13 protein-coding genes are annotated in these 13,790 nt (G+C 46.5%); 10 read left to right on the top strand and 3 right to left on the bottom strand.

Annotated features, from left to right (window positions below; all coding sequences use genetic code 11):
- The first annotated feature begins 5 nt into the window (after positions 1 to 5).
- Positions 6 to 614: a DsbA family protein gene (locus AR383_RS02880; protein ID WP_055731772.1), complete on the top strand. Its 609-nt coding sequence runs from the start codon at positions 6 to 8 to the stop codon at positions 612 to 614.
- On the opposite strand, the gene AR383_RS02875 is transcribed toward AR383_RS02880, so the two are convergent.
- Together AR383_RS02875 and asnS are read right to left on the bottom strand one after the other, a co-directional pair.
- Positions 611 to 1,291 carry a DUF3334 family protein gene (locus AR383_RS02875; protein WP_055731771.1) on the bottom strand — a complete coding sequence of 227 codons (681 nt, stop codon included), beginning with the start codon at positions 1,289 to 1,291 and terminating at the stop codon, positions 611 to 613. The genes AR383_RS02880 and AR383_RS02875 overlap by 4 nt on opposite strands.
- Before the next feature lie 190 nt (positions 1,292 to 1,481).
- Positions 1,482 to 2,882: an asparagine--tRNA ligase gene (asnS, locus tag AR383_RS02870; protein WP_055731770.1), complete on the bottom strand. Its 1,401-nt coding sequence runs from the start codon at positions 2,880 to 2,882 to the stop codon at positions 1,482 to 1,484.
- Positions 2,883 to 3,035: 153 nt separating this feature from the next.
- Between asnS and AR383_RS02865 the strand changes: the two genes are divergently transcribed.
- Positions 3,036 to 3,398 carry a hypothetical protein gene (locus AR383_RS02865; protein WP_055731769.1) on the top strand — a complete coding sequence of 121 codons (363 nt, stop codon included), beginning with the start codon at positions 3,036 to 3,038 and terminating at the stop codon, positions 3,396 to 3,398.
- Between the two features lies 1 nt (position 3,399).
- Here the strand turns inward: AR383_RS02865 and bioA are convergent, their stop codons facing one another.
- Complete coding sequence (gene bioA, locus AR383_RS02860; RefSeq protein ID WP_055731768.1) at positions 3,400 to 4,671, bottom strand: adenosylmethionine--8-amino-7-oxononanoate transaminase; 1,272 nt, start codon at positions 4,669 to 4,671, stop codon at positions 3,400 to 3,402.
- 97 nt (positions 4,672 to 4,768) lie between these two features.
- Between bioA and bioB the strand changes: the two genes are divergently transcribed.
- The 8 genes from bioB (at position 4,769) to AR383_RS02820 (ending at position 13,782) form a co-directional block, all read left to right on the top strand.
- Positions 4,769 to 5,821, top strand: a complete 1,053-nt coding sequence (gene bioB, locus AR383_RS02855; protein WP_055731767.1) for a biotin synthase BioB — start codon at positions 4,769 to 4,771, stop codon at positions 5,819 to 5,821.
- On the top strand, positions 5,821 to 6,993 hold the full coding sequence (gene bioF / locus AR383_RS02850) for an 8-amino-7-oxononanoate synthase (protein WP_055731766.1): 1,173 nt from the start codon (positions 5,821 to 5,823) through the stop codon (positions 6,991 to 6,993). The genes bioB and bioF overlap by 1 nt, the downstream gene beginning before the upstream one ends.
- Positions 6,983 to 7,759 carry a malonyl-ACP O-methyltransferase BioC gene (gene bioC, locus AR383_RS02845; protein WP_055731765.1) on the top strand — a complete coding sequence of 259 codons (777 nt, stop codon included), beginning with the start codon at positions 6,983 to 6,985 and terminating at the stop codon, positions 7,757 to 7,759. The genes bioF and bioC overlap by 11 nt, the downstream gene beginning before the upstream one ends.
- On the top strand, positions 7,752 to 8,438 hold the full coding sequence (bioD, locus tag AR383_RS02840) for a dethiobiotin synthase (RefSeq protein WP_055731764.1): 687 nt from the start codon (positions 7,752 to 7,754) through the stop codon (positions 8,436 to 8,438). Before bioC ends, bioD begins: the two co-directional genes overlap by 8 nt.
- 93 nt (positions 8,439 to 8,531) lie before the next feature.
- Positions 8,532 to 9,404, top strand: a complete 873-nt coding sequence (htpX, locus tag AR383_RS02835; protein ID WP_055731763.1) for a protease HtpX — start codon at positions 8,532 to 8,534, stop codon at positions 9,402 to 9,404.
- Positions 9,405 to 9,603: 199 nt separating this feature from the next.
- Entirely contained in the window at positions 9,604 to 10,581 is a 978-nt protein-coding gene (locus tag AR383_RS02830; RefSeq protein WP_055731762.1) for an ABC transporter substrate-binding protein, read from the top strand.
- The gene (locus AR383_RS02825) at positions 10,574 to 13,060 is read left to right on the top strand and encodes a putative bifunctional diguanylate cyclase/phosphodiesterase (protein ID WP_055731761.1); all 2,487 of its coding nucleotides are present in this window, start codon (positions 10,574 to 10,576) and stop codon (positions 13,058 to 13,060) included. Before AR383_RS02830 ends, AR383_RS02825 begins: the two co-directional genes overlap by 8 nt.
- Positions 13,061 to 13,200: 140 nt before the next feature.
- A complete protein-coding gene (locus AR383_RS02820; protein WP_055731760.1) occupies positions 13,201 to 13,782 on the top strand; it encodes a DJ-1/PfpI family protein in 582 nt (193 codons plus the stop codon).
- The last annotated feature ends 8 nt before the right edge of the window (positions 13,783 to 13,790 follow it).

The raw sequence follows: 13,790 nt of genomic DNA, 5'->3' as shown, positions 1-13,790 counted from the left end.
TAGCCATGGCCCTTGTATACTATGTTCACGACCCTATGTGCTCTTGGTGTTGGGGCTATAAGCCGCGCTTAGCAGAATTAGAACAAGCGCTGCCTCCGGGAGTGGACTTGGTCTACTTACTCGGTGGCTTAGCTGCCGATACCGAGCAGCCGATGCCGCAAGAGATGCAGCAATTCTTACAGCAAACTTGGCGCAAAATTGCTCTGCAATTAGGCACACAGTTTAACCATGATTTTTGGCATTTAAATAGCCCTAAGCGCTCGACTTATCCCGCCAACCGGGCGGTATTGGCTGCCGAGAAACAAGCGGCCGGTAAGGCGATGATAAGTGCTATTCAACAGGCTTATTATTTACAGGCGAAAAACCCGTCAGAGTTTGAGGTACTAGTGGCTTTGGCCGAGCAGTTGAACTTAGACAAACAGCAGTTTATCGCAGATATGCAAAGTGAGGCCTTAAACCAACAGCTAATGGAGCAAATTGAGTTTGCTCGTAGTCTGCCTATTCAAGGTTTTCCATCGTTGGTATTGTCTCAACATGGCCAACAGCAAGCTTTACCGCTGGATTACCTAGATGCTCAAGTTACCCTTGAGCATCTAGCACGCTTAATGGCTTAAATGCCTAACTCATCTAATAAGTCTTGATCAATAGTTTGCGCTAGGTCTTTGGTTTCCTGCGCTGCTTTCTTTTGTGATGCGGCTTGCTCGATAAGATCATCTGGATCAACGTCATCTTCGGTTTCAAACTCATGCAGTTTGATAAACTCGGTTTTATCCATGGCGAGTTCTAGATAGAAAATGTTGTTCTTTTCGGTGGTGAAGGTCACGCGGCGCGCTTGTGGGCGATCCAAATTTGTATCGATGGAAATCAATACCTGTTTATTTAAAGCCAACATTTTGGGTTGGTTCTGGGTGAGTGATGTTTGTAACTCTTTACCAATAACACCGGTAAAATAACCCACCATTTGGTTCATTAATTCACCCATTACATTGCCCACTTCATCGGCAGTATGAGCTTGAGCTAGTTCAGATTCTGGAATGCCCATGTGCAACATGTAGTTACGGTAAATTTCCATCGCCGCATCGGCAGTAAAGTTGATCACTACCAAGCCTGAAAATCCGCCATCAAACAGCACAAAACAGCCAATGTCCGGTTTTAAGCAGGTCTTGTTAATCTTCTGGACCATGGCGGAATATTTAATTTCGCTAGTGGTGGCTTTACTTAAGACGTTGGTGACCGAATTACACAGTGTTAGCAACACATCTTCGGTGGTAATCACTTTTAACTTTCTCATGAAAATCCTTTTTATTGCTTTGGTGCTTTTCACCAAGTTATGGGCTTAAGTATGTATGAAGTATGGTGAGCTGTATAGCGTTGATTGCAGTGGCTACGCGGCTTATAGGTGTGAGTGTGAAGGCGATCGACAAATAAAAAAGCCTCAAATATTGAGGCTTTTGTTAGTAGTGGTTAATGCTAACTAGGGTTTAGTATTCAGCATTTTTCGGTGAACGAGGGAAGGGAATTACGTCGCGAATGTTGCTCATACCAGTAACGTAAGACACTAAACGTTCAAAGCCCAAACCGAAACCGGAGTGAGGTACGGTGCCGTAGCGACGTAAATCGCGGTACCAGCCGTAATCGTCTTTATCTAAGTTCAGCTCTTCTAGGCGTGCATCGAGTACGTCTAAACGTTCTTCACGTTGGCTACCACCGATGATTTCGCCGATGCCGGGCGCTAATACGTCCATTGCGGCTACAGTTTTGCCATCGTCATTTTGGCGCATGTAGAAGGCTTTAATGTCTTTCGGGTAGTTTTTCACTACCACTGGCGCTTTAAAGTGCTCTTCGGCTAGGTAACGTTCATGTTCTGAAGACATATCGATGCCCCATTCCACGTCGTACTCAAATTTTCGGCCAGAGTCTTGTAGGATTTGAATGGCATCGGTGTAATCAACTTGTGCAAAATCGGCGCTAACGAAGTTTTCTAAACGGCTAATTGCTTCTTTGTTGATGCGTTGGGCGAAGAAATTCATGTCATCCATGCGCTCTTCTAATACTGCTTTAAATACATACTTCAGCATGTCTTCAGCTAGCTTGGCTACGTCTTCTAGATCGGCAAAAGCCACTTCTGGTTCAACCATCCAAAACTCGGCTAGATGGCGGCTAGTATTTGAGTTTTCAGCACGGAAGGTTGGGCCAAAGGTATACACTTTAGACAGGGCACAAGCATAGGTTTCGGCGTTTAGCTGGCCAGATACGGTTAAGAAGGTTTCTTTACCAAAAAAGTCTTGCTGGTAATCGACTTCGCCTTTATCACCTAACGGCAAGTTATTCATATCTAGTGTCGACACGCGGAACATCTCGCCGGCACCTTCAGTATCGCTGCCGGTAATAATCGGTGTGCTTACCCAAACATAACCTTGTTCATGATAGAAACGGTGAATGGCCTGAGATAAACAGTTACGTACCCGAGTAACTGCGCCAATCACATTGGTGCGAGGGCGTAGGTGAGCATGCTCACGTAAGTACTCAATGCTGTGGCGTTTCGCCGACATTGGGTAGCTGTCAGGGTTTTCTACCCAACCTAGTACTTCAACATCAGCGGCTTGAATTTCAAAAGATTGGCCTTGTCCAGGAGACTCGACGATTTCGCCAGTCACTTTAACTGAGCAGCCTGCAGTGAGCTTTAATACGTCATTCTCATAATTGGGTAGGCTGTTGGGGGCGACGGCTTGAACCGCGTCGAAGCACGAACCATCGTGAATCGCCAAGAATGAAAGGCCTGCTTTAGAATCACGTCGAGTACGGATCCATCCCTTGATAGTAACTTGTTGACCAACGCTGAATTTTCCACTCAAAACGTCTGTCACTGAAGAATGCGTCATAGCAAACAACTGCTCCAATCTGATAGTGCTAATATTATAAGGCAACCAATGTTACTTCTTGAGGCTAAAGACTCAAGTAAAAATTGCTAAAACTCGGCAAATCGCTAAGTTATTGTAAGGAAACCTCGAAAACAAATAGTAATAGGGGGCTAAATGCCCAAAACAAATCGTAAAGAAAGAAGAAAGGGGCCAGATACCTTGCAAAGACTGATTGTATTGGTTTCTTTATTAGCGTGGGTCATCTTCATTAGCGCTTTAGTGGTTTATCACTATGCTCGGCCAGAAATTGCCTACAGCGCTTTTCAATCCAGTGGAACAGAAGTGTATAGAGACCACTGGGTGGAAAACTTACGGCAGTTATTTTTACTATTGCTATGGACTTGTTGCGGCATCACCTTAGGCGGCATGCTGATTAACTGGAGCCGTTCACGCCGGCGCACCGATTATTTCAAAATGAATACCGGTTTGCTGGCGGCCATCGTCATCGCTATTCTGCTATTTTACTATCTGCCGTAGCTTAAAGCTCTGCCATTACTCGATAAATCGCCGAGCAAAGTCGCTCCAGTTGAGCGTCGCTAATGGTGTATGGCGGCATTAGGTAAATCAGTTTGCCAAAGGGCCTGATCCACACCCCTAATTCTACAAATTTTGCCTGAATTTGGGCTAAGTCTACCGGACGCTTGGCCTCAACCACCCCGATCGCACCCAGAACCCGCACGTCGGCTATGGAGTCCAAACTTAAACAGGTGGCTAAACCTTGGTTCAGCTGCGCTTGAATATGCTCAACTCGCTGCTGCCATGGGCTGTTGAGCAACAATTCGATGCTGGCATTGGCTACGGCGCAGGCTAAGGGGTTGCCCATAAAGGTAGGGCCGTGCATAAACACTCCCGCATCGCCACTGCAAATGGTGTGGGCGATGTGTTTACTGGTAAGCGTAGCGGCTAAGCTCATATAGCCGCCGGTAAGGCCCTTGCCCAAACACAGAATGTCGGGTTGAATTTGCGCATGTTCGCAGGCAAATAGCTTACCGGTGCGACCAAAGCCGGTGGCGATTTCATCGGCTATCAACAATAAACCGTATTCATCACACAGGGCGCGCAGCGCTTTTAGATATTCTGGATGGTAGATGCGCATGCCCCCAGCGCCTTGCACAATTGGCTCAATAATCACTGCGGCTATAGAACGGTGATGTTCGGCTAACAGCGTCTTCATAGGGCTTATATCGGCATTGTTCCAAGGCTCATCGAAACGCGTCTGGGGTGCGTCACAAAAAAAGTGCTCGGCTAAAAAACCCTGATAAAGTTGGTGCATGCCTCCTTGGGGATCGGAAACCGACATGGCGGCAAAGGTATCGCCATGGTAACCATTACGCACCGTGGCAAACTTGGCGCGGGGCTCTCCTTTGGCTTGCCAATATTGCAGCGCCATTTTTAAGGCCACTTCCACCGCCACAGAGCCCGAGTCACTGATAAACACTTGCTGTAGATTTTCTGGAGTCAGGGCGACCAACTTTTTACATAAGTCGATGGCAGGTTGGTGGGTTAAGCCACCAAACATCACATGCGACATTTTACTGAGCTGTTGCTGAACCGCCTGATCCAATTGGGCAACTTGATAACCATGAATACAGGCCCACCATGACGCCATACCATCAACCAAACGGCGCCCATCTTCTAAGATCAACTCACAACCTTCAGCGGAGGCCACCGGATAACAGGGCAGTGGCTTCAAAGATGAAGTATAGGGGTGCCAAAGGTGTTGCTGGTCGAATTGTAAATCAATGCTCATAAATTAACCGTTAGTAAAGTTGTTGTTTTTTTAAAGTTGACAGCGGCTTAACTGCGGCTAGACTAGCGGATTATTATTTCTAAAGGAAGTCCTGATAATGACCCAGACACTCCGCCACGATTGGACCGTATCGGAAGTAAATGACTTGTTTGCTTTGCCTTTTAACGATTTGTTGTTTCAAGCTCAGTGCGTGCACCGCGCCAACTTCGACCCCAATCAAGTGCAGGTGTCTACCTTGTTATCAATAAAAACCGGTGCCTGTCCCGAGGACTGTAAGTATTGTCCGCAGAGCGCTCACCATAAAACTGATTTAAAAACTGAGCGGCTTTTAGAAGTGGAACACGTGCTAAAAGAAGCTAAAAAAGCCAAGGAAAATGGCTCAACGCGCTTTTGTATGGGAGCGGCTTGGAAAAATCCGAAACAGCGTGACATGCCTTATTTAATCCAAATGGTGGAAGGGGTTAAGCAAATGGGCATGGAAACTTGCATGACCCTAGGCATGTTAGAAAAACAGCAAGCAGAGCAACTAGCTGAAGCCGGACTTGATTATTACAACCATAACCTAGACACCTCACGCGAGTTTTACCAAGAAATCATCACCACCCGCAGTTACGATCAACGCTTAGACACCTTAGAGCATGTGCGTTCTGCCGGCATGAAAGTTTGTTCTGGTGGGATCATGGGCATGGGTGAAACGGCCACCGACCGCAGTGGTTTATTGGTGCAATTAGCTAACTTACCGCGTCATCCCGAAAGCGTACCGATTAATATGTTGGTAAAAGTAAAGGGCACCTTGTTAGAAAACGTGGAAGATATGGACCACTTCGAGTTCATTCGCTGTATTGCTGTAGCGCGGATCATGATGCCACGCTCGCATGTACGCCTTTCTGCGGGGCGGGAAGAGATGAACCAGCAGGTTCAAGCCTTGTGTTTTATGGCCGGCGCTAACTCCATTTTCTACGGCTGCAAGTTGCTCACCACCGCCAACCCCGATGAAAATCACGATATGCAACTGTTCAAAAAATTGGGGATCCGTCCAGAGCCGGCTAGCTTAAAAAACGGCACCGAAGAACAAGAGCAAGATTTATATAAAAGCCTAGTGAAACAACAGCAAAAACTTAGCAACTCGCAGTTTTACGACGCATCTTAATGGCTTTTGAATTTATCCAAGATGCGCTGCAGCAACGCCGTCAGCAGCAGTTATTTCGTCAACGTTGTACTCAAGATTCAGCGCAAGGTCGAGTATTTGTTAGTGAAGGCAGGCAATACCTTAATTTTTCTAGCAACGACTACCTAGGCTTAGCTTGTCATCCAAAAATCGTCGAAGCTTGGCGCGAAGGGGCTAAGCGCTTTGGCGTAGGCTGTGGTGGTTCGCCTTTAGTCACCGGCTTTCAAAGTGCTCACTACCAATTGGAGCAAGAGCTGTGTGAATGGCAAGGCAGAAGCGCCGCCTTATTATTTAATAGTGGCTTCTCGGCCAACCAAGGGCTTATTAAAACGCTGCTCGGTAAAAACGATTTGCTATTACAAGACAAATTGAATCACGCCTCCTTAATTGAAGCGGGCGTGTTAAGCGGCTGCCAGTCAAAACGCTTTGCCCACAATCAGCTTGAACAATTAGCTCGGCGGCTTGGCCAACGCGAGCAACAAAACTGTTTAGTGATCACCGAAGGGGTATTCAGCATGGACGGTGATCAAGCACCGCTCAGGGCTATGGCGCAGCTTTGCCAACAGCATAACAGTTGGCTAATGGTAGATGACGCTCATGGTGTAGGTTGCTTAGGAGAGCAGGGCCGTGGCAGCTTGAGTCAACAGCAAGTGGCAGCTTCCGAGGTGCAAATACAGATGCTCACCTTTGGTAAAGCTTTAGGTGTTGCGGGTGCCACCCTGCTATGTGATCAAGACCTACATGATTACCTGATCAATTTCGACAGGAGTTATGTTTACTCCACTGCAATGCCTGCAGCGCAAGCTATGGCCATTAGCGCTGCGATAAAGCTGGTGCGTGCTGATCATAGTTATCAGCAGCAACTACAAGCCAATATTACCTTGTTTAAGCGCTTAGCGGGCGAGTTGAAGCTCCCGCTTAGCCAATCTACTACCGCTATTCAGCCAATACTGATTGGCAGTAGTGAACGGGCAGTGGCCGTGAGTCAGCAATTAAAACGACAGGGTTTTTGGGTAACCGCTATTCGCCCACCTACGGTTCCACCCAATACCGCGCGTTTACGAATTACCTTAAGTAGTCATCACCGCCGAGAGGATATTCACGCTTTATTGGCAGCACTGGCAGACATTTTAAATGAGCAAGATGAACATTGATAAGCGTGTAGTGGCGCAGGCCTTTTCAAAAGCTGCACTCACTTATAATCAGTCGGCGCAATTGCAGCAGCAAGTAGGTCAGTATTTACTAAATTTGGCCCCCCAAAGGGCGTATCAAACGGCGCTGGATTTAGGCTGCGGCACCGGCTATTTTGCGCGACCCTTGTTGAGCAAAGCGCAGTCCCTCATAGCGGTAGACTTATCCCATGCCATGGCCAGCCAAGCGAGAAGTGAACATGCCTCGATTGGCGCCTTAGTCAGTGACGCCGAAGAACTCGCTCTGGCCAGTAACAGCGTTGATTTGGTTTTTTCCAGCCTCGCTTTGCAGTGGTGTAATAGCCTATCGGGCGCTTTGTCTGAAATTAAACGAGTACTTAAACCCGGTGGTGTTGCGCTGTTTTCTACCTTATTAGACGGCTCGCTTCATGAGTTAAAGCAGGCTTGGCAGGCAGTTGACCAACGGCCCCACGTTAACCGCTTTTTAACTCAAGCGCAGGTGGCAGATGCCATTAAACGAGCAGGTTTTAATCCTCAAGGCTTAAGCATGGAAACGGTGGTGATGACTTATCAGCATCCCTTGGCCTTACTTAAAGATCTAAAAGGCATTGGGGCAAACTATGTGGTGGGGGCGAAACGTCGAGCTAGCACTCCAGCACAATTGAACAAAATGATCCAAATTTATCAGCGAGATTATAGCTTAGCGAATCAGCCTGCAGCGGTGAGTGCGACTTATCAGCTTGGCTACGGAGTATTAATTAATGAGTAAAGCGGTTTTTGTTACTGGTACGGATACCGAAGTGGGTAAAACTTTGGTCAGTTGCGGCTTGATTGGCGCCTTACAAGCCCATTACTCGGTGGTGAATGGCTACAAGCCGATAGCCGCAGGGGCGAGTTTTCAGCAGCATGGTTTAGTCAACGATGATGCCTTGGCGCTAATGCAGGCGAGCAGTTTAGATTTAAATTATCAACAAGTGAATCCGGTGGTATTTGAACCGCCCATCGCTCCGCATATTGCAGCGCATTACGCCAGACAAACTATCGACATTGGCTTAATGAGCCAAGGTTTAGCCGAGTTACGAGCAACGTCTAACTGTGTTTTAGTTGAAGGGGCAGGAGGCTGGCACGTTCCTTTAACTGAGCAGCAAACTTTATCACAGTGGGTGGCCGAACAAGGGCTGCCGGTGATTTTGGTGGTAGGCGTGAAACTGGGTTGCCTTAACCATGCCTTATTAAGTGTTGAGGCGATTGCCGCAAGTGGGGCCAAACTGATTGGCTGGGTGGCGAACAATCTGGCAGAAGAAAGCGAAGTGTCTGCGCAAAACGTCAGTTACCTCAAGCAGGCTATTGCTGCGCCTTGTATTGGCGAAATTCCTTACCTTACTAATATCAACGAATTCTCACTAAAAGACTGTTTTAATATCAATAAATTTATTGATCAAATGTAAAGATAAAAAAGACTATGTTAAAGCATTGAAAAATGTGAGCCATACCCAATATATTATAGGTGTTGAACAACTTCACCCCTATTGAGGAAAACGATGAAGCGTATATTGTTGTTTTTAGCGACTAACCTAGCCGTTGTATTAGTGCTGGGTATAGTGATGAATATTGTGTTCTCTGTTTTGGGTATTTCTACTCGAAGCGTGGGCGGCCTATTGGTGTTTTGTGCCATATTTGGTTTTGGCGGGTCGATTATTTCCTTGCTCATTTCCAAGTGGATGGCCAAACGTTCAACCAATGCGCAGGTGATTACTACTCCTCGCAACCAAACGGAAGCTTGGTTAGTGGATACCGTAGCGCGTCAAGCCAAAGCAGCGGGTATTGGCATGCCTGAAGTGGCGATTTATCACGCCCCAGATATGAATGCCTTCGCTACCGGTGCCAAAAAAGATGACGCTCTGGTGGCCGTAAGCACAGGCCTGTTAGACAACATGACTCGTGATGAAGTGGAAGCGGTATTGGCCCATGAGGTTAGCCACATTGCCAATGGCGACATGGTCACCCTGACCTTAATTCAAGGTGTGGTGAATACCTTTGTGATGTTCCTCGCCCGTATTATTGCCAACGTGATTAGCTCAAGCATGAGCAATAACAATGAAAATGGCCAAGGCATGGGGACTTTAGCCTATATGGCTACGGTGTTTGTGCTAGAAATGGTGTTTGGTATTTTGGCCAGCATCATTGTGATGTGGTTCTCTCGTCAGCGCGAATATCGTGCCGATGAAGGCTCTGCCAAATTAGTTGGTAAAGAAAAAATGATTAATGCCTTGCAGCGTTTAGGCGGAAGTCGTGAACCTGAAATGGAAGGCTCATTAATGGCCTTTGGGATTAACGGTAAGCGTTCAATGAGTGAACTCTTCCTTAGTCACCCACCTTTAGAGAAACGCATAGCTGCACTTAGAGCTCGCTAAGCCCAGTTTTTTTTGTAAATATAAAGTGCCAATCTATTGGCACTTTTTTGATCCAACGCGTGATTTTCAGGCCTAAAATTTTAAGTTTGTAATATTGGCTTTGTTTTTTGTGGTGTTTACTTTCTTTTTCCCGCTAAGCCAAGCAGAATAAGTTTTTTTACCCAGTCGTCTACTCAGGAAGAGTGAGCTGCTCAAGGATATGAAGTTAAGTATTTTGTATGATAAAACCTGGCGAATTAGCCTGGTTGGTTTAGTCTGTAGCTTGTTGTTAGCTTGCCAAATTCAGCAGCAGCCACTTCGTGTCGCCTTGTCCCCTTGGTTGGGTTTTGAGCCAATATTTCTTTCCAAACAATTAGCCTATACAGGGGCTGAGCAATATACCGTTAGCGAATTAACCACACCTAGCCACGTGATGCACGCCTTAAAAAGTGGCCAAGTAGATGCTGCCTTTTTAAGTTTAACCGAAGCCATTAATTTACTTGCCGAAAGCGTCGACTTAACCATTGTCGCGGTGGTGGACCGCAGCGTTGGCGGAGACGCCTTAGTGAGCCAGGCCGATATTTCGCAAGTGAGCCAATTGACTGGCAAGCGAATTGGCTACGAAAGTAAATCGGTGGCATCTTTGGTTATGGATGATTGGTTAAACAATGAAGATGTAAATGCCGATAAATTCGTTTTAGTTGAAGCCAAATTAGATGAACAACTGGCCTTATTCCGCAAGGGTGAAATCAGCGCGGTAATGACATCTGGCCCCATTCAAAGCCGCTTGGTCGATAATTTATCGGCCAATGTGTTATATCAAAGTGGTAGTCAAGGCGAGGCGTATTATCGAGTGATGGTGGTCAGAACAGAAGTGCTGAACCACAAAGGCCGCCAAGTCGCTCAACTGTTAAGTAACTTTTTTGCCGCACAGAGTTGGTTAGAAGAGCACTCACGCGAAGGCTACAAGCTGATTGCCAAACGTAATCAACTGTATAGCAAAGAAGTGCGCCAAGCCTATTCAAAAATACAGATGCTAAACAAACAACAAAGTATTGCCTTGCTTTCCGGTGAGGTGATGATTGGTCATGCGCAACAAAAAGCGCAACGTATGGCCGAATTGGAACTCATTCATCGCTCTCCTGATTTAAGGAGAAATTTTACTAGCGAGTGGTTGACGGAGTTTACTGGTGTTTAGCTTAAAGCGCATTTCCCTAAGTGTAGTTATTCCTATCTTAGCTTTGGTGTTGTTGTTGATTGCCCAAGGCTTATTGTTGGTGGGCACCTTAAACGAGCAAAAGCAGCAGTTAGCCAATGATACCAGCGTTAGTTTGCTTAATTCGGCTTACCAATTACAACAAACTCTGTCAGACAGTCTGTCTCGCCACCAATGGAACATTGCCGAGCGTCAGCTCACTTTGTTTGCACTAAACCATCAATTAGATTCATTACAAATTATTGATCCACAAGGTTTGGTGCAGTTATCCAATAAACGTGCTGAAAAGAGTTTATTTGCTGCCGACAACGCTAACTTCTTTAATAGTGACCTATTCCAACAGGTGAGGGAGACGCGTTCACCCATCAAGCAAATTTTAGCCAAGCAATGGCAGGTGAATTTGTATTTACCTCTAGACATGGGGCCGCGGGAAGACAGCTTACGCCGCCCCGAGCAAGGGGCGATATTTGTTAGTTATAACTTAGAGAACAGTTGGTTGGTCAAGCGGCGAGCCATTTTTGATGAAGCGGTGAAAAGCTTCATCTATATGTCGATTGCGATGTCGTTATTGGTATTAATGCTAAACCGCTTATTGGTACAGCCGATTAACCGCTTAGTAGGCCGCACCCGACAGATCCAAACCCAAAGTAATGCGCAAATTGTAGCCAAAAGTCAGGGTGAAATTGGCGCGCTGGAACATGCCATTGGCAAAATGGCCGATGGTATTCATAGTAGCTTCGCCCAGTTGCAACGCAGTGAGCAGCGCTGGCAGTTTGCCTTAAGCGGCTCTGGTGACGGTATTTGGGATTGGAACCTGATCACCAATACGGTGTATTACTCGCCACAATGGAAAGCGATGCTCGGTTTCCAAGAGCACGAAATTGGCGAAAAAATCGAGGAATGGGAATCGCGCATTCACCCCGAAGATCTTGATAAAACTCTGAACGAACTACGTAAACACTTGAAAAAGAAAACCAAAGTGTACGAAGCCATGCACCGCGTTCGCCACCGTGACGGCCATTACCTGTGGGTATTATCGCGCGGCATGGTAGTAGAACGTAGTGAGCGGGGCTTGCCGTCACGGGTGATTAGTACCCAAACCAATATCTCTGAGGTCCGCTCGGCCCAAGAGTTAGTCCGTTTTCAATCCTCGCATGATGACATTACTCGCTTGTCAAATCGGCGTAAGCTGCTGGAAAATTTAGATTTAGAGATTGAACGTGGCCGTAAAAACAACAAAATTGGCGCACTGATTTATTTAGATATCGACCATTTTAAAAACGTAAACGACATGCTGGGCCATGCTGCGGGCGATTTGTTATTACGCTTGATTGCACATCGCTTAAGAGAAGGGCGTAGCAGTGCCGAAACGGTGGCGCGTTTAGGTGGCGATGAATTTGCACTATTGGTGCCGAATCTGTCTAACGACCGAGAAGAAGCGCAGTACTTAGCCAGTCAAATCGCCGAGCAGCTTGGTCGAGTGATTCACAAAGAGTTTGTGATTAAGGGTAACCAGATTTCGCTTAACCTCACCACCGGTGTGGCACTGTTCCCCAACCAAGACAGCAATGCCACTGAAATCCTCAGACAAGCCGACATCGCGCTCTATCATGGTAAAGATCATGAGCGCTCTAGTGTGCATGTTTTTTCTGAGAAAATGGCCGATGAAATTCAAGAACGTCATCAACTCACTAAGCTGATGCGTCACGCCTTAGAAAGCGAAGATATGGTGGCGTACTTCCAGCCGCGTTATAACGCCAATTTTGAAATGGTGGGGGCGGAAACCCTATTACGTTGGTTTGATACCAAGTTGGGTTGGATCTCACCAGGGCGCTTTATTCCTCTTGCGGAAGAAAACGGGCTGATTTTAATGCTAGGGCAATGGGTGATGCGCAGTGCCTGTGAAACCTTAAAAACGTGGCAAGACCGCGGACTACCTGAAAACTTTAAAACTTTGTCGATAAACGTCAGCCCTAATCAGTTCCACCGCGATACTTTTGTGCAGGAAACCTTGGATATTATCAAGGCTTCTGGTTGTGACCCGCGTTTAATTGAATTAGAAATCACCGAAGGCGTCTTGGTAGATAACGTACAAGATACGGTGCAAAAAATTCAGGCGCTACGTGACATTGGCGTACGCTTCTCGGTGGATGACTTTGGTACTGGCTACTCCTCTTTGGCCTACCTGAATAAACTACCAATTAACTGTTTGAAGATTGATAAGTCTTTTGTGAGTGAGTTACAAAGCGGTGGCAGTGAATGTGCCATTATCACCACCATTATCTCGATGGCGGAAAACTTAGACTTAGAAGTGATTGCCGAAGGGGTAGAAACCGAGTATCAACTAGAGTTTCTTAAATATCGCCGCTGTACGGTATATCAGGGTTTCTATTTTAGTGAAGCTTTGGAGCCAGAAATCTTTGAAGAACGCCTGTTTGTTGGCCAAAGCGCTATGGTTTAAAGCCAAATAAGTCATTCGAATTAGCTGAAGTCAAATCACAGAAACTGCCTTTGTTGCCATGTAAGTTAGCCTTATTGTTACTCTCTTATTTGGCAGCATTTGCTGGTTAATCTTCAAGACGCCTAGCAGATGGAGGCAGAGTGAATATTGGGATCTATATCTATCAAGATGCAGAGGTATTGGATTTTTCCGGGCCTTTTGAAGTGTTTAGCACAGCAAAAAGGTTACAGGCTAGCAACTGGAAGGTCTTTTTAGTCGCCGAAACTCAAGACCCTGTGGTGGCTCGAGGGGGCTTTCGTGTATTACCCGACTATTCGATAGATGCTCACCCTCCTATCGATCTATTGATTGTTGTTGGCGGAGTGCATACCGATGAAATGCTCAAACCCAATGTACTGGCTTGGATAGCTCAAGTCGACCAACAAGCGAGTAAAGTAGCATCGGTGTGTACCGGGGCATTTTTGTTGGCCAACGCTGGCTTGTTAGATGGCCTAGAGGTGACCACCCATTGGGAAGATATTGCCGATTTGGCGGCGGATTTCCCGCAATTAACGGTGCTCAGTGATAAACGTTGGCTGGATGCGGGCAAATACATTAGCTCGGCGGGCATTTCTGCCGGCATTGATATGAGTTTATTCTTGGTGGCGCAACTTGAAAGTTATGCTCTGGCAGAACAAGTGGCTCGCCAAATGGAATACGATTGGCAAAAACGTATTGAATAATACGCGCT

Origin of the sequence: Agarivorans gilvus (assembly GCF_001420915.1) — a bacterium.
GTDB classification, from domain to species: Bacteria; Pseudomonadota; Gammaproteobacteria; order Enterobacterales; family Celerinatantimonadaceae; genus Agarivorans; species Agarivorans gilvus.
Note: the sequence above shows the minus strand (reverse complement) of the source record. Positions and strands in the feature narration are given on the sequence as shown.